Below are 17,985 nucleotides of genomic sequence, written 5' to 3' on the forward strand. Positions count from 1 at the left end.
GAGGTTTTTTCCTAATGGATATGAGTGCTATTAAGTTAACACCTAAAGATATTGTTTCTGAATTAGATGCATATATCGTTGGGCAAGACGAAGCAAAGAAAAAAGTGGCAATTGCTTTAAGAAATCGCTATCGACGCAGTTTGTTAGATGATGAAGTGAAACAGGAGATTGCACCGAAAAATATTTTGATGATGGGACCCACAGGTGTCGGTAAAACAGAAATTGCTCGACGCATGGCAAAAATTGTAGGAGCACCTTTTGTAAAAGTAGAGGCGACGAAATTCACAGAAGTGGGTTATGTAGGTCGAGATGTTGAAAGTATGGTACGTGATCTTGTTGATGTTGCGATTCGTCTTGTGAAAGATCAGAAAAAGGCTGCTGTACAAGAAGAGGCAAGCTTGAAAGCAAATGATCGATTGGTCAAATTGCTAGTGCCTAGTATGAAAAAGAAAGTGGCTCAAAATACGAATAATCCACTGGAGTCTCTTTTGGGAGGTGCATTACCTAATTTTGGTCAAAATCAAGAAGAAGAGGAAGAAACACCGACAGAAGAAATTAAAACTAAGCGTTCTGAAATCAAAAAACAATTGCTTGCTGGGTTGTTAGAAGAAGAGAAAGTACGCATTAAAGTAGAGCAAGATCCTGGTGCACTAGGTATGTTAGGAACGCAGCAAAATGAACAAATGCAAGAAATGATGAATCAGTTAATGCCGAAGAAAAAGGTTGAAAAGGAAGTGCCCGTTAAAACGGCACGCAAAATTTTAACGGATGAATTTGCAGATAAAATGATTGATCATGAAACAGCAAATCAGGAAGCGATAGAATTAGCTGAGCAGATGGGAATTATTTTTATTGATGAGATTGATAAGGTAGCAACGTCAAACGGTCAAGGCAGTGGGCAAGATGTATCACGCCAAGGGGTGCAAAGAGACATTTTACCTATCCTTGAAGGTAGCGTTGTCAAAACAAAATATGGTACGGTAAGTACTGAACATATCTTGTTTATTGGTGCAGGCGCTTTCCATGTCTCAAAACCGAGTGACTTAATTCCAGAATTACAAGGTCGTTTTCCAATTCGTGTTGAGTTACAAAGTCTAACAGTGGATGATTTTGTAAGAATACTTACAGAGCCTAAACTTTCATTAATAAAACAATATGAATTATTGCTTAAAACAGAAGAGGTAACAGTGAATTTTAGTGAGGCAGCGATACAGCGACTTGCTGAAATGGCGTATCATGTTAATCAGGAGACAGATAACATTGGTGCGAGACGTTTGCATACGATTTTAGAAAAAATGTTGGAAGATTTATCGTTTGAAGCGGCAAATATGCCTAATGCACATGTTGATATTACCCCTCAATATGTGGATGATAAATTACAAACAATTTCAATGAATAAAGATCTTAGTGAATTTATATTATAAAAAGGAGTATTGACATGAGTTTATTAGCAAAGACAAGAGAACTTAGTAGCTTATTACAAAAACATAAAGGGATATCTGTTAACTTTAAAGATGTTGCGCAAACGATTAGCAAAGTGACAGTTACGAATGTATTTATCGTCTCGAGACGCGGTAAAATTTTAGGGTCTTGCTTGAACGAATTATTAAAAAATGAACGTATTACAAAGATGTTGGAAAATCATCATATTCCAGATGCTTATACAGAAAAGTTGATGCACGTCTATGAAACAACATCGAATATCGATATTGAAGATCCATTATCAGTGTTCCCGCTTGAGAGTAGAAGTTTGTTTGAAGATTCAAAAACAACAATTTTCCCAATTATTGGTGGCGGAGAACGTCTTGGTACATTAGTGCTAGGTCGCCTAGCTGATCCATTTGAGGAGAACGACCTTGTGCTTGGTGAGTATGCGGCAACAGTTATCGGCATGGAAATTCTGCGTGAAAAACATTCTGAGATTGAAGCAAAAGCACGTGATAAAGCCGCTATTTCAATGGCAATCAATTCATTATCATACTCTGAAAAAGAAGCGATTGACCATATCTTTGAAGAGCTTGGTGGTACTGAAGGATTACTTATTGCTTCAAAAGTTGCTGACCGAGTAGGTATTACGCGTTCAGTTATCGTTAACGCATTACGCAAGTTAGAAAGTGCGGGTGTTATCGAATCACGTTCATTGGGTATGAAAGGAACATTTATTAAGGTTAAAAAACGTGCTTTCCTAGATGAGTTAGACCGCACAGAATAAGGAATATTACTATTGCATATTGAGATGCATTGTGATATATTTATATGCGGCTATTAAATGCCAAACACACACACGTTTAACGAGCATATAAATGGGTGCGATTCAAGCGATCGTTTTTATATGAGTTAGCGTGGAGGAACATAACCAATTAGGAGGAATTTTATCATGGCAGTTATTTCAATGAAACAATTGTTAGAAGCTGGTGTTCACTTTGGTCATCAAACACGCCGTTGGAACCCAAAAATGAAAAAGTATATCTTCACTGAGCGTAACGGTATCTACATTATCGACTTACAAAAAACAGTGAAAAAAGTTGAAGAAGCATATAATTTTGTTAAACAAGTATCTGAAGAAGGCGGTAAAGTCTTATTTGTAGGTACTAAAAAACAAGCACAAGAGTCAGTGAAAGCTGAAGCAGAACGTGCTGGACAATTCTACGTTAACCAAAGATGGTTAGGTGGTATTTTAACTAACTTCAAAACAATTTCTAAACGTGTACACCGCATTTCAGAAATTGAAAAAATGGAAGAAGACGGTACTTTTGACGTACTTCCTAAAAAAGAAGTTGTTGAACTTAAAAAAGAATATGATCGTCTAATCAAATTCTTAGGCGGTATTCGTGATATGAAATCAATGCCTCAAGCATTATTCGTAGTTGACCCACGTAAAGAGCGCAATGCAATTGCTGAAGCGCGTAAATTAAACATTCCGATCGTAGGTATCGTTGATACTAACTGTGATCCAGATGAAATCGACTATGTAATCCCAGCTAACGATGATGCGATTCGTGCGGTTAAGTTATTAACTGGTAAAATGGCTGACGCAGTCTTAGAAGGTCAACAAGGTGTGTCTAATGACGAGGTAGCTGCTGAACAAAACATCGACTTAAATGAAGATGAAGCAGCAGAAACAGCAGACAAAGCTGAAGCATCTGTTGAATCTAACTAAGTAGAATCTTAAAATGGGTGATAAGATATTGATGCTTATCTCCCATTTTTTAAAATAATCAATGAAATGATATTGGAGGAATAGTGAATGGCAATTTCAGCTAAACTTGTAAAAGAATTACGTGAAAGAACAGGCGCTGGTATGATGGATTGTAAAAAAGCGCTTGAAGCAACTGAAGGTAACATCGATAAAGCAATCGACTATCTTCGTGAAAAAGGTATTGCGAAAGCTGCTAAAAAAGCAGACCGTATCGCTGCAGAAGGTATTACACATGTAGAAGTAAAAGGTAATGACGCAGTTATCGTTGAAATCAACTCTGAAACTGACTTCGTTGCACGTAACGAAGGTTTCCAAGAGCTTGTTAAAGATATCGCAAACCAAATTCTTGCGACAAAAGTAGATACTGTTGAAGCGTTAAATGATACAACATTACCAAATGGCAAAAAAGTATCTGAGCACATGACAGAAGCAATCTCTACAATCGGTGAAAAATTGAGCTTACGTCGTTTTGAAACAAGAACAAAAACTGATAACGATGCATTCGGTGCATACTTACACATGGGTGGACGTATTGGTGTACTTTCAGTTGTTGAAGGTTCAACTGATGAAGAAGCTGCAAAAGATGTTGCAATGCACATCGCTGCAATCAACCCTAAATATGTTTCTTCTGATCAAGTAAGTGAAGAAGAAATTTCACACGAAAGAGAAGTATTAAAACAACAAGCATTAAACGAAGGTAAACCAGAAAACATCGTTGAAAAAATGGTTGAAGGTCGTTTACGCAAATATTTACAAGAAATTTGTGCAGTTAACCAAGATTTCGTTAAAAATCCAGACCAAACTGTTGAACAGTTCCTTAAAGCTAAAGGTGGTAAATTAGTAGACTTCGTACGTTATGAAGTTGGTGAAGGTATGGAAAAACGTGAAGAAAACTTTGCGGATGAAGTAAAAGGACAAATGAAATAATCAACACGGTTTTGTATAAGAAAGAAGACACCTGTTGTGTCCTCCTGTGCATGACTTCAATGCATTGATATTGAAGCCGTGTGTAAGGAAGATGCCTATTGTGTCTTCTTTACTTGTATTGTCCCATATAATACGAATAGAGAGGTTAATAAACAATGACTGAAACTTCAAAATATAAGCGAGTAGTTTTGAAACTTAGTGGAGAAGCGTTGGCAGGAGAAAAGGGATTTGGTATCAATCCAATTATTATCAAAAGCATTGCCCAACAAGTAGCTGAAGTGGCAAAAATGGATACCGAAGTAGCTGTTATCGTTGGTGGTGGTAACATTTGGCGTGGTAAAACTGGCAGCGATTTAGGCATGGATCGAGGCACTGCTGACTATATGGGCATGCTTGCGACAGTGATGAATGCATTAGCATTACAAGACAGTCTGGAACAGCTTGACTGTGATACACGTGTCTTAACTTCAATTGAGATGAAACAAGTAGCAGAACCATATATTCGTCGCCGTGCGATTCGTCATTTAGAGAAAAAACGTGTTGTTATTTTCGCAGCAGGTATTGGTAATCCATACTTCTCAACGGATACTACAGCAGCATTACGTGCAGCTGAAGTAGAGGCGGAAGTCATCTTAATGGGGAAAAATAATGTTGATGGTGTATACTCTGCAGATCCTAAAGTGGATCCAACTGCACAGAAGTATGAGCGCTTAACTTATATTCAACTTTTACAAGAAGGTTTACAAGTAATGGATTCAACAGCCTCTTCATTCTGTATGGACAATGATATACCTTTGAAAGTCTTTTCAATTATGGAAGAAGGTAATATTAAACGTGCTGTATTAGGTGAAGATATTGGAACGATTATTACAAAATAAAATAGAGGTGACCTCAAAATGAATGCAATTATTAAAGATGCAAAAGAACGTATGAAAAAGTCTGCTGAAAATTTATCAAGAGAATTGGCACAAATTAATGCTGGTCGTGCGAATTCCAATTTACTAGCAGGTGTGAATGCGGACTATTATGGTGTGCCAACACCTGTTCAACAACTTGCAAGTATCAACGTACCAGAAGCGCGCTTACTTGTTATCTCTCCATATGATAAAACGTCATTAAAAGAGATTGAACGTGCGATTATTGCAGCTAACTTAGGTGTGAACCCAACAAGCGATGGTGAAGTTATTCGTATTACGGTACCAGCATTGACAGAAGAACGTCGTAAAGAGCTTGTTAAAGAAGTGAAGAAAACAGGTGAAAATGCTAAGGTTTCTGTGCGTAATATTCGCCGTGATGCTAATGATTCACTAAAGAAACAAGAAAAAAATGGTGAAATTTCGGAAGATGAATTGCACAGTTCTTCAGATGAAGTGCAAGATATTACAAATGAAGCAATCAAAGAAATCGATCAACTTGTTGGAGATAAAGAAAAAGATATTATGTCAGTATAATTTACGTATTGATAGGAAGGGTACTTTGTGACCTTGACTTAAGCAATACTGGATTATCATCTTTATGTCATGCTAAGCAATATATCAAAGTCTCACTACAAATTGTGATAAGATTTTTTGATGACATGTTATGACAGGATGTTGTTCGAGTTCGATGTCATGATATATTGCAAATTTGTTAAATTTCTTTTAAATCATCCAAAAAGTGAAAGCACTTAACTGTACCGAATCAGACTTTGGTACAGTTTTTTCTATGTTTATTTAACGAGCGAAATGAGTGTGATAGAATGATAGAGGAATATTTGTTAATAAGATGATAATATTTAAGAGACACTACAGGCTCGGAGGAACAACCATGTTTAAGAAATTCAAAAAAAACAATGATAGACAAGTATGTCATGATACATTAGACTTGCATCATATACCTCAACACATTGCGATTATAATGGACGGAAATGGTCGTTGGGCAAAACAACGCAAGATGCCACGCATAAAAGGGCATTATCAAGGAATGGAGACGATTAAGGTGATTACGCGTGCTGCGAGTGATCTGAACGTCAAATACTTGACCTTATATGCTTTTTCAACTGAGAATTGGTCACGTCCCCAAGAAGAGATTAATTATATTATGGGACTGCCTGTTAATTTCTTGAATACATTTTTGCCAGAGTTGATCGAAAAGAATGTTAAGGTTGAAACGATTGGCTTTATTGATGAGCTGCCTTCAAAAACGATTCAAGCCATAGAAGAGGCAAAGTTGAAGACTGCAGATAATACAGGGTTGACACTAATATTTGCAATCAACTACGGCGGTAGAGCAGAGATTATGAACGGTATTCACAATATCATTAAAAATTATAAACATGCAACTGATAGTGACATAGAGCAAATAACAGAGAAAGATTTCTCACACTATTTGATGACTTCAGAATTTCCAGATCCAGACTTGTTAATTCGTACATCTGGGGAACAGCGCATCAGTAATTTTTTAATTTGGCAACTGTCATACAGTGAGTTTATATTTAATGATAAAATGTGGCCGGATTTTAATGATGAAGATTTAAAAGCATGTATAAAAACGTACCAATCGCGCCAAAGACGTTTTGGAGGATTGTAGATAGGAGCAGTGAGATGAAGGTCAGAACGATAACAACGATAATTGCACTTATTGTGTTTTTACCCATTTTATTAGTGGGCGGAGCAACTTGGATGTATTTCACGTTTGTACTTGCATTAATCGCTTTAAAAGAATTATTGAATATGAATCGCATTCGCTTCATATCATTTCCGGGACTGATTAGTGCAGTTGGGTTAATGATTATCATGTTACCCGAAGAATTTGGTACATGGGTGCCCATTTTACAACAAAAAGGTTTGATTATTTTAAGTTTCGTTATTTTGAGTTATACTGTGATGTCTAAGAACCGCTTTAGTTTTATGGACGCTGCATTTTGTTTAATGTCCGTCGCCTATGTAGGCATCGGCTTTATGTATTTTTATGAGACAAGAGAAGCTGGATTACAGTTCATCTTGTTTGGATTGCTGATTGTGTGGTTAACGGATACAGGTGCATACATATTTGGCCGTTCATTCGGTAAACACAAGTTATGGCCAGTTATTAGCCCGAACAAGACGATAGAAGGGTTTATCGGTGGTTTATTATGCAGTCTATTAGTGCCACTAGCGTTTATGTTCTTCATGCCGTTCAGTTATAGTATGATTTGGATTTTAGTCTTGACGGTAGTGCTTAGCGCATTCGGTCAGCTTGGTGATTTAGTAGAGTCAGGCTTTAAGCGTCATTTCGGTGTAAAAGATTCTGGTCGGTTGTTACCAGGGCATGGTGGTATATTAGATCGTTTTGATAGTTTTATGTTTGTATTACCACTAATGAATATTTTCTTAATTCAAATGTAAAGTGAAGTGAGCAAGTAATGAAAAATATAGCAATTTTAGGCGCTTCTGGTTCTATTGGTCAACAAGCAATTGATGTTATTGCACACCACCCAGAGCATTTTAAATTGGTTGGTTTGACAGTCGGGAAGCGCGTAGATGAAGCCATAGATATTGTCGAACGCTTTAATCCAGAAATTGTGTCGGTTCAACATGAAAAAGATATCGCTCGTTTTGCAGCGTATGATGTGAAGGTTGTACATGGTGCAGAAGGATTGAAAGCAGTCGCAACATCATCACATAATGACCTCGTGTTGAATGCACTAGTGGGGAGTGTAGGTCTACCACCTACGATTGCCGCTATCGAACAGGGGATTGATATTGCATTGGCAAATAAAGAAACGCTGGTTGTCGCAGGTGAGTTAGTCATGGGATATGCGAAGAAATACGGTGTAAATATATTACCGGTTGACTCAGAACATGCAGCTATTTTTCAATGTTTGAATGGTGAATCTAAGCGACAAGTCAAGAAGATTACGATTACAGCGAGTGGTGGTTCATTTCGTGATTTGACACGTGATCAGCTTGAAACAGTGACTGTGGCAGATGCATTAAATCATCCTAACTGGTCTATGGGTCAAAAGATTACAATTGACTCTGCTACAATGATGAATAAGGGCTTTGAAGTGATTGAGGCAAAATGGTTGTTTGATCTGAATATTGATCAAATCGAGACTATTTTGCATAAAGAAAGTATTATTCACTCAATGGTCGAGTTTGTTGATACAAGCGTTATGGCACAATTAGGTACGCCAGATATGCGCATGCCCATACAATATGCATTTACATACCCAAATCGAATCGAACATGATGCACCATCGCTTGACCTTTCAGAAGTCATGCAATTGAATTTTAAAAAGATGGATTTAGATCGATATAGATGTTTAAAATATGCGTATGATGCTTTGAAGATAGGTGGTACAATGCCGGTTGTATTAAATGCAGTCAACGAGGTAGCAGTTGCGAAATTTTTGAACCAAGAGATTGGTTTTTTAGATATCGAACGTTTAATCGAACGAGAAATGAAAGCACATCAAGTGATTGAACATCCTACACTCGAACAAATTTTAGACATTGATCAGCAGTATAAATCTAAGGAATATGAGGTGTAGCCATCAGTGTTAACAACTATTATTGCATTTATTATTGTTTTTGGATTACTCGTGTCTGTACACGAATATGGACATATGTTTTTCGCCAAACGTGCAGGTATTATGTGTCCTGAATTTGCGATAGGTATGGGGCCAAAAATTTTCAGTTTCCGCAAAAATGAAACGCTCTATACGATTCGTTTACTTCCGGTAGGTGGCTATGTCCGTATGGCTGGTGATGGTTTGGAGGAAGCACCTGTTAAACCGGGTATGCACATTCGTATTAAACTAAACGAACAAGACGAAATTACACATGTGATTCTTGATGATCAACATAAGTTTCAACAAATTGAAGCGTTGGAAGTAAAAAAAGTTGATTTAGAAGAAGAGATGTTTATCGAAGGAATTGCAGCATATGATGATGCACGTCATCGTTATACCATTGCGCAAAAAGCCTTTTTTGTTGAAAATGGCAGTCTAATTCAAATTGCACCACGCGATCGACAATTTACACATAAAAAGCCATTTCAAAAGTTTTTAACATTGTTTGCAGGACCGTTATTCAACTTTATCCTTGCTTTCGTATTGTTACTTGGACTTGCGTATTATAACGGTACGCCGACAACAACAATCAGTCAAGTTGCAGATGGAATGGCCGCTCAACAAATCGGTCTTCAAAAAGGTGATACAATTACGGAGATTGGTGGCAAAAAAATCAATCGCTTCAATGATATTAAAAACGCTTTAAATGAAACAGGCGGCAAAGAGACTGAGATTAAAGTCACACGTGATGGGAAAACATTGACTAAAACGTTCACACCGAAAAAATCTGAAGTGAAAGTTTCTAAAAATCAGAAACAAACGGACTATCACCTCGGCTTTTTACCTACGAAAGAACGCTCACTTGTTGAACCTATCATTTATGCAGGCGAAGAAACACTTCGCTTTGGTAAAGTGATTTTTGTAGCAGTTGTAGGAATGATCAGTAGTATTTTTACAGGAGACTTCAGCTTTGATATGTTGAATGGACCTGTGGGGATTTATAAAAATGTCGACACTGTTGTTAAAACAGGCATTACGAACTTAATCGTCTGGACAGCAGCATTGAGTGTAAACTTAGGTATTATGAACTTATTGCCAATTCCAGCATTAGATGGTGGGCGTATTCTATTCGTGATATATGAAGCAATTTTCAAAAAACCAGCAAATAAAAAAGCTGAGACTGTAATTATTGCAGCAGGCGCTGTTTTTGTAATGATTATCATGGTCTTAGTTACATGGAATGATATTCAAAGGTACTTTTTATAAGTGAATAACAAGGAGGCATTTATAGATGAAACAATCAAAAGTCTTTATACCGACATTACGTGAAGTTCCTGCAGAAGCTGAAGCGTTAAGTCATCAATTATTACTAAAAGCAGGACTTATTAAGCAAAATACAGCAGGGGTATACAGTTATTTACCGCTTGCAACACGTGTTATACACAAAATTTCAGATATCATTCGTGAAGAAATGGAGCGCATTGATGCTGTTGAAGTGCTCATGCCTGTTTTACAACATGCGGAGTTATGGAAAGAATCGGGACGTTGGGAAGCGTATGGTTCAGAGTTGATGCGTTTACATGATCGCAACCAACGTGAATTTGCGCTTGGACCAACTCATGAAGAAGTGGTGACATCTTTAATTCGTGATGAGTTACGTTCATACAAGCAGTTACCACTAACATTATTCCAAATTCAAACAAAGTTTCGTGATGAGAAACGCCCACGCTTTGGCTTGTTGCGCGGACGTGAATTTATTATGAAAGATGCGTATTCATTCCATGCTGATGAAGACTCATTAATGAAAACGTATCAGGACATGTATGATGCTTACACGCGCATTTTTAAACGTGTCGGTTTGAATGTCCGCCCAGTTGTAGCAGATTCTGGTGCTATTGGTGGAAACTACACGCATGAGTTTCATGCATTAAGTGCTATCGGTGAAGATACAATCGTATATAGTGACAATAGTGACTATGCTGCAAATATTGAAAAAGCAGAAGTTGTGTATACGCCATCTAATGCAGAGAAAGAAGCACCAAAAGCATTAGAAAAAATTGCGACACCTAATGTGAAGTCTGCGAAAGAATTAGCTGAACTATTAGGTAAACCACTTGAACAAACAACGAAGTCCATGGTGTTCAAAGTAGAAGATGCATTTGTTATGCTACTCGTATGTGGTCATCATGAAATTAACGATGTCAAGTTGAAAGATTATTTCAACACAGATAATATTACAATGGCAACAGAAGATGAGATTCGCAATTTATTAGGTGCTGCACCTGGTTCTTTAGGCCCTGTAACAGATAGCGACATCAAAGTGTATGCGGATAATTCTGTTCGAGACCTAATCAATATTCCTGTAGGTGCAAATGAAGATGGTTTCCACTATGTCAATGCAGTTGTTGGTCGTGATTTCGATGTGGAAGGCTATGGTGATTTCCGCTTCATTCTAGAAGGAGAGCCACTTGCGGATGGATCAGGCAATGCGAAGTTTGCTGAAGGTATTGAAGTCGGTCAAGTATTCGTGCTTGGCGAAAAATACTCAAAATCAATGAATGCCACTATCTTAAACAATCAAGGTCGCGAACAAAACTTAACTATGGGTTGCTACGGTATTGGTGTTTCAAGAACATTGAGTGCGATTGTTGAACAGCATCATGATGATAACGGTATTATTTGGCCTAAGTCAGTGACGCCATATGATTTACACTTAATTACAGTCAATCCAAAAAAAGAAGCACAATTTGAATTGGCAGAAAAATTATATGCGACACTTCAACAAAAATATGATGTGTTATATGATGACCGCCAAGAACGTGCAGGTGTGAAATTCAATGATGCTGACTTAATCGGTTTACCAATCCGTATTGTTGTTGGTAAAAACGCTGAAGACGGTATTGTAGAAGTGAAGCATCGAGGTACAGGTAATAGTGAAGAAATCGCAGTAGATGCATTAGTAGATTATATTGAAGGACTTTATGAGCAGCTCTAAGCTGATAGATGACTTCGTTTGTTATAATAGCATATAATGTAGAGGTTAAATGTGTAGAAGCAGGAGAGTTCATGCGTCGATTAAGCATTTGGATCTCACATCATCCGAGTTGGAGTGGGGCAACGAATTCTTGTGTCGAATTAAGATTTCTGCCCCACTCCTATTCATGTTCTATACATAATGACATGTGAATTTAGTTGATCAATAAGGTGGATTAAAATATGGACCTACAGAATCAGGAAAAGTTTAAAATTCTGCTTAAACAATTGAATATGCTGGATCATTTTGATGAAGAAATGGTTGCCAACAGTGCGCTCAACCGTGTAGATGTTTCGGAAAAAACGCGTGTATGGACTTTTCACATTACGATACCTTCTGTCATGCGTTATGAAGATTATGCAGTTTTTACACATGCGATGAAGGAGACATTTAAAGATATTGCAACAGTGAACTGGCAAATTCAAGTACAATCTACAGCAAATCAAGATGAACATTTATTAAAATATTTTGGTGAATGTATTGATCAAACAGCACTGTCTCCAAAAGTAAAAGGACAACTGCGTCAAAAGCGTATCATCGTATCGGGGAACGTTGTTAAAATTCTTGTGCAAAATGATGTCGAACGTAATCATTTTGATAAAGTATGTAATGGTAGTTTAGTGAAAGCACTGAAACAATGTGGTTTCGATGTTGATAAAGTAGTGTTTGAAACGGACACTACAGGACAAGATGATGATCTTGCCTCATTAGAAGCACATATTCAACAAGAAGACGAGCAAAGCGCTCGAGAGGCAACAGAGAAAATTGAAAAAATGAAAGAACAACGTGCGCAACAAGAAGAGAGTGGCGTGCTAGTAGACAAGTGCCAAATTGGAAAAACGATTCAAGTTGAAAATATCCGCCCAATTTCAGATATTATCGAGGAAGAATTCAAAGTAGCAATTGAAGGGGTTATTTTTGACATCAACTTAAAAGAGTTGAAGAGTGGTCGTCACATTGTGGAATTGAAAGTCACTGATTATACGGATTCACTTGTGTTGAAAATGTTTACGCGTAAAAACAAAGATGACTTAGAACATTTCAAAGCGTTATCAGAAGGGAAATGGATCCGTGCACAAGGGCGTATTGAAGAAGATATGTATATCCGTGACCTTGTGATGATGATGTCAGATATTGAAGAAGTGAAACATACAGAGAAGCAAGATAAAGCTAAAGAAAAACGTGTGGAGTTTCATTTGCATACCGCAATGAGTCAAATGGATGGTGTGACGAACATTGGTGATTATGTAGCACAAGCAGCGAAATGGGGACATGAAGCGATTGCGGTAACGGATCACAATGTTGTACAAGCATATCCAGACGCTTATGCTGCAGCGAAAAAACATGGTATTAAGATGATATATGGCATGGAAGGTATGCTTGTAGATGATGGTGTACCGATTGCTTATAAGCCGACAGATATTGCGTTAGAATCTGCTACTTATGTTGTCTTTGACGTTGAGACAACAGGTCTCTCTAATCAATATGACAAGATTATTGAGCTGGCAGCAGTAAAGGTAAGAGATGGCGAAATTATCGACAAGTTTGAGCGTTTCAGTAATCCACATGAAAAGCTCTCTGAGACGATAAAAAACTTAACGCACATTAATGATGATATGTTACGTGACGCCCCTGAAATCGAAACAGTTTTAACAGAGTTTAAAGAATGGGTGGGCGATGCGATATTTGTTGCCCACAATGCATCATTCGATATGGGCTTTATTGATACAGGGTACGAACGCTTGGGCTTTGGTCCATCAACAAACGGTGTGATTGATACACTTGAACTGTCACGTACAATTAATACAAGTTATGGAAAACATGGCTTGAATTTCTTAGCGAAGAAGTACGGTGTTGAACTGACACAACACCATAGAGCGATATACGATACCGAAGCAACAGCATATATCTTTGTGAAAATGTTAGCGCAACTGAAAGAGCTTAATGTTCACAATCATCAAGACATCAATAAGAAGTTGTCGAATGAAGATGCTTACAAGCGTGCACGTCCACAGCACGTAACGCTCATTGTACAAAATCAAAAAGGCTTAAAGAATTTGTTTAAAATTGTCAGCCAATCATTGGTAAAGTATTTCTATCGTACGCCGCGTATTCCACGTTCTGTATTAGATGAATATCGGGAAGGAATACTCGTTGGAACAGCTTGTGATGAGGGAGAAGTATTTACAGCTGTAATGCAACGTGATCAAGCAGAAGTTGAAAAAATTGCGAAGTATTATGATTATATTGAAGTGCAACCACCGGCGCTTTATCAAGATTTGTTAGATAGAGAACTGATTCGTGATCATGAAACATTAACTGAAATTTATGAACGTATCATTGCAGTTGGTAAGACAAATAATATTCCAGTTATCGCGACCGGCAATGTTCATTATTTACATGAACATGATGGTATTGCGCGAAAAATATTGATTGCCTCACAACCGGGGAATCCATTAAATCGTACGACATTACCGGAAGCACATTTCCGTACAACGGATGAGATGCTCACTGACTTTCACTTTTTGGGTGAAGAACGTGCGAAAGAACTAGTTGTAACAAATACACGTGCATTGGCTGATCGCATTGAGGAAGTTGTACCAATCAAAGATAAGTTGTACACGCCGAATATGGAAGGGGCTAATGAAGAAATCCGTGAGATGAGTTACAATAATGCCAAAAAATTGTATGGTGAAGACTTACCACAAATTGTAATTGATCGTCTAGAGAAAGAGTTGGACAGTATTATAGGGAATGGGTTTGCTGTTATTTATTTAATTTCTCAAAGATTGGTTAAAAAGTCGCTTGAAGATGGTTATCTAGTAGGTTCGCGTGGCTCGGTCGGTTCAAGCTTTGTAGCGACAATGACTGAAATCACGGAAGTTAACCCATTACCGCCACATTACATTTGTCCAAAATGTAAGAAGAGTGAATTCTTTAACGATGGCTCGGTCGGTTCAGGTTTTGACTTGCCAGATAAAACATGTGAATGTGGCACGCCATTAATTAAAGAAGGACAAGACATCCCGTTTGAAACGTTCTTAGGTTTTAAAGGAGATAAAGTACCGGATATCGATTTGAACTTTAGTGGAGAGTATCAACCGCATGCACATAACTATACGAAAGTGTTATTTGGTGAAGATTATGTTTTCCGTGCAGGAACGATTGGTACAGTTGCTGAAAAAACAGCCTTTGGATTTGTAAAAGGCTATCTCAACGACCAAGGTATTCATAAACGCGGTGCAGAAGTAGATCGTCTCGTGAAAGGGTGTACAGGTGTCAAACGTACAACTGGTCAACATCCAGGTGGTATTATCGTTGTGCCAGACTACATGGATATCTATGACTTCACACCAATCCAATACCCAGCGGATGCACAAAATTCTGCATGGATGACGACACACTTTGACTTCCATTCGATTCATGATAATGTATTGAAACTCGACATTCTTGGACACGATGATCCAACTATGATTCGTATGCTTCAAGACTTATCAGGCATTGATCCGAAAACTATTCCGGTTGATGACAAAGAAACGATGGGTATTTTCAGTTCTCCGGAAACACTAGGTGTAACAGAAGAAGAAATACTCTCAAAAACGGGTACATTCGGTGTGCCAGAGTTTGGTACGGGGTTCGTCCGTCAAATGCTCGAAGATACGAAGCCAACGACATTTTCTGAGCTTGTTCAGATTTCAGGACTTTCTCACGGTACAGATGTATGGTTAGGTAACGCTCAAGATTTGGTCCGTAGTGGAACGTGTACATTGTCTAGCTGTATCGGTTGTCGTGATGACATCATGGTATATCTTATGTATGCAGGATTAGAACCTTCCCTTGCCTTCAAGATTATGGAGTCTGTGCGTAAAGGGAAAGGTTTGACTGATGATTTTGAACAAGCTATGCGTGACAATGAAGTGCCAGAGTGGTATTTGGATTCGTGTAAGAAAATCAAATACATGTTCCCGAAAGCCCACGCTGCAGCATATGTATTAATGGCTGTCAGAATTGCGTATTTCAAGGTGCATCATCCACTCTATTATTATGCTAGCTACTTCACTGTGCGTGCTTCTGATTTTGACTTGTTAACGATGATCAAAGATAAAGACAGTATTCGCAATACAGTCAAAGATATGTATAGTCGATATATGGATTTAGGTAAAAAAGAAAAAGATGTGTTAACGGTGTTAGAAATCATGAATGAAATGGCGCATCGTGGTTATAGAATGCAACCAGTCAGTCTAGAAAAAAGTCAAGCTTTTGAATTCATTATCGAGGGAGATACGCTAATTCCTCCTTTTATTGCTGTGCCAGGACTAGGGGAAAACGTTGCAAAACGCATTGTAGAGGCACGTGAAGAAGGACCATTTTTATCTAAAGAAGACCTCAATAAAAAAGCAGGGGTCTCTCAAAAAATTATTGAATACCTCGATGAACTAGGCTCACTTCCAGACATGCCAGACAAAGCACAACTTTCAATTTTTGACATGTAGATAAGTATTTGTCGGAAAACATGTTATGTGATATAATAATATTGCTTATAAAAATGGACTCAAGCAGAAAGAGTGGGTGTTACCCGCTCTTTTCTGTTTGTATGTCACTGATAGGGGGCACGTATGAGTAAAATTACAGAACAAGTAGAATCGTTAATCCAACCTGTCCTTGACGATTTAGGTTATGAATTAGTGGATGTAGAATTTGCAAAAGAAGGACGCGATCATTATTTGCGTATTTCTATTGATAAGCCAGGTGGCGTAGATCTTAATGATTGCACACGCGCTTCGGAACATATTAGCGATGTGATGGATGAACATGATCCAATTACACAAGCCTATTATCTAGATGTTGCATCTCCAGGGGCAGAACGACCTATCAAAAAAGAGGAAGATTATCAAAAAGCTGTTGGACAAGCTATTTTTGTATCTTTGTATGCACCTATTGAAGGCGACAAAGAATGGCTAGGTACATTGTCTGCTGTGACGGATGAAACAATTGACATGTCAGTGAAAATTAAAGCAAGAACAAAAGTGATCACAATTCCACGAGATAAAATTGCCAAAGCACGTTATGCAGTTATGCTTTAATGTATGTAAGGAGGAAGATTCGTGAAAAGTAATGAATTATTATTAGCAACAGAGTATTTAGAGAAAGAAAAAAGAATTCCAAGAGCGGTATTAGTGGATGCGATTGAAGCAGCATTGATTACGGCTTATAAGAAGAACTATGAAAGTGCACGTAACGTCAGAGTGGAACTCAATCTAGACAGCGGTACATTCCATGTCATTGCACGTAAAGAAGTGGTAGAAGAAGTGTTTGACAATCGTGAAGAGATTGATCTTTCTACAGCTTTGGTAAAAAATCCGGCTTATGAAATTGGAGACATTTATGAAGAAGACGTTACGCCAAAAGACTTTGGACGTGTAGGCGCGCAAGCAGCAAAACAAGCAGTGATGCAACGTTTAAGAGATGCGGAACGTGAGATTTTATATGAAGAGTTTATCGACAAAGAAGATGACATCGTTACAGGTGTGATTGACCGTGTGGATCATCGTTATGTTTATGTGAACTTAGGTCGAACGGAAGCCGTTTTATCAGAAGCAGAGCGCAGTCCTAATGAAACATATCTACCTAATGAGCGCATCAAAGTATATGTGAACAAGGTAGAACAAACAACAAAAGGGCCACAAATTTTTGTTTCACGCAGTCATCCAGGTTTATTGAAACGTTTATTTGAGCAAGAAGTGCCAGAAATTTTTGAAGGCACAGTGGAAGTGAAATCTGTCGCACGTGAAGCGGGAGATCGTTCAAAGATTAGTGTGCATGCTGACAATGCAGATATTGATGCTGTAGGTGCATGTGTAGGTGCTAAAGGCGCGCGTGTCGAAGCAGTTGTTGAAGAATTGGGCGGTGAAAAAATTGATATCGTGCAATGGGACGCCGATCCAAAAGTTTTTGTGCGCAATGCATTGAGTCCATCACAAGTTGTAGACGTTATTGTTGATGAAGAGAATCAATCAACAACAGTAATCGTACCAGATTATCAATTGTCACTTGCGATTGGTAAACGTGGTCAAAATGCACGCCTTGCTGCTAAATTAACGGGCTGGAAGATTGATATCAAGTCAGAGTCTGATGCTAAAGCCCTAGGACTTGATCAACCACAACCAAAAGTGGAAGAAACAGATGCAACTGAAGAAGCTGTGATTGATGAAGAAGTACTTGTTGATGAACCTGTTATCACAGATGATGTGGTTCTAGAGGACGAAACCGAAGAAAAATAGGGGGGATTTT

The 17,985-nt window shown here is 38.1% G+C and carries 14 protein-coding genes; all 14 read left to right on the plus strand.

All coding sequences use genetic code 11. The annotated features are described in order from the left end of the window. Positions 1 to 14 precede the first annotated feature (14 nt). The 14 genes from hslU (at position 15) to nusA (ending at position 17,975) form a co-directional block, all read left to right on the plus strand. Positions 15 to 1,424, plus strand: a complete 1,410-nt coding sequence (gene hslU / locus NXS11_RS05090; RefSeq protein WP_259199543.1) for an ATP-dependent protease ATPase subunit HslU — start codon at positions 15 to 17, stop codon at positions 1,422 to 1,424. A 14-nt stretch (positions 1,425 to 1,438) separates the two neighbouring features. After that, positions 1,439 to 2,212, plus strand: a complete 774-nt coding sequence (codY, locus tag NXS11_RS05095; protein WP_259199544.1) for a GTP-sensing pleiotropic transcriptional regulator CodY — start codon at positions 1,439 to 1,441, stop codon at positions 2,210 to 2,212. A 165-nt stretch (positions 2,213 to 2,377) separates the two neighbouring features. Beyond that, a complete protein-coding gene (rpsB, locus tag NXS11_RS05100; RefSeq protein ID WP_259199545.1) occupies positions 2,378 to 3,160 on the plus strand; it encodes a 30S ribosomal protein S2 in 783 nt (260 codons plus the stop codon). A gap of 87 nt (positions 3,161 to 3,247) precedes the next feature. Next, entirely contained in the window at positions 3,248 to 4,126 is an 879-nt protein-coding gene (tsf, locus tag NXS11_RS05105) for a translation elongation factor Ts (protein WP_259199547.1), read from the plus strand. Positions 4,127 to 4,281: 155 nt separating this feature from the next. Continuing rightward, positions 4,282 to 5,004: a UMP kinase gene (pyrH, locus tag NXS11_RS05110; RefSeq protein WP_103358253.1), complete on the plus strand. Its 723-nt coding sequence runs from the start codon at positions 4,282 to 4,284 to the stop codon at positions 5,002 to 5,004. A gap of 18 nt (positions 5,005 to 5,022) precedes the next feature. Then, positions 5,023 to 5,577 (plus strand): ribosome recycling factor, encoded by a 555-nt coding sequence (frr, locus tag NXS11_RS05115; protein ID WP_259199549.1) that lies wholly within the window; start codon positions 5,023 to 5,025, stop codon positions 5,575 to 5,577. A 355-nt stretch (positions 5,578 to 5,932) separates the two neighbouring features. Then, complete coding sequence (uppS, locus tag NXS11_RS05120) at positions 5,933 to 6,694, plus strand: undecaprenyl pyrophosphate synthase (protein ID WP_259199550.1); 762 nt, start codon at positions 5,933 to 5,935, stop codon at positions 6,692 to 6,694. A 14-nt stretch (positions 6,695 to 6,708) separates the two neighbouring features. Next, the gene (locus NXS11_RS05125) at positions 6,709 to 7,491 is read left to right on the plus strand and encodes a phosphatidate cytidylyltransferase (RefSeq protein ID WP_259199553.1); all 783 of its coding nucleotides are present in this window, start codon (positions 6,709 to 6,711) and stop codon (positions 7,489 to 7,491) included. 17 nt (positions 7,492 to 7,508) lie between these two features. Further along, positions 7,509 to 8,639 (plus strand): 1-deoxy-D-xylulose-5-phosphate reductoisomerase, encoded by a 1,131-nt coding sequence (locus NXS11_RS05130; RefSeq protein WP_259199555.1) that lies wholly within the window; start codon positions 7,509 to 7,511, stop codon positions 8,637 to 8,639. Positions 8,640 to 8,645: 6 nt separating this feature from the next. Next, positions 8,646 to 9,926 carry an RIP metalloprotease RseP gene (gene rseP, locus NXS11_RS05135; protein WP_259199556.1) on the plus strand — a complete coding sequence of 427 codons (1,281 nt, stop codon included), beginning with the start codon at positions 8,646 to 8,648 and terminating at the stop codon, positions 9,924 to 9,926. A gap of 25 nt (positions 9,927 to 9,951) precedes the next feature. Then, positions 9,952 to 11,655, plus strand: a complete 1,704-nt coding sequence (locus tag NXS11_RS05140) for a proline--tRNA ligase (protein ID WP_259199558.1) — start codon at positions 9,952 to 9,954, stop codon at positions 11,653 to 11,655. Between the two features lie 221 nt (positions 11,656 to 11,876). Next, a complete protein-coding gene (locus NXS11_RS05145; RefSeq protein ID WP_259199559.1) occupies positions 11,877 to 16,187 on the plus strand; it encodes a PolC-type DNA polymerase III in 4,311 nt (1,436 codons plus the stop codon). Between the two features lie 123 nt (positions 16,188 to 16,310). After that, on the plus strand, positions 16,311 to 16,778 hold the full coding sequence (gene rimP / locus NXS11_RS05150; protein ID WP_259199560.1) for a ribosome maturation factor RimP: 468 nt from the start codon (positions 16,311 to 16,313) through the stop codon (positions 16,776 to 16,778). A gap of 21 nt (positions 16,779 to 16,799) precedes the next feature. Beyond that, complete coding sequence (nusA, locus tag NXS11_RS05155) at positions 16,800 to 17,975, plus strand: transcription termination factor NusA (protein ID WP_259199561.1); 1,176 nt, start codon at positions 16,800 to 16,802, stop codon at positions 17,973 to 17,975. Positions 17,976 to 17,985: the final 10 nt, after the last annotated feature.

The sequence above is a fragment of the Staphylococcus americanisciuri genome, from assembly GCF_024814435.1.
GTDB lineage: Bacteria > Bacillota > Bacilli > Staphylococcales > Staphylococcaceae > Staphylococcus > Staphylococcus americanisciuri.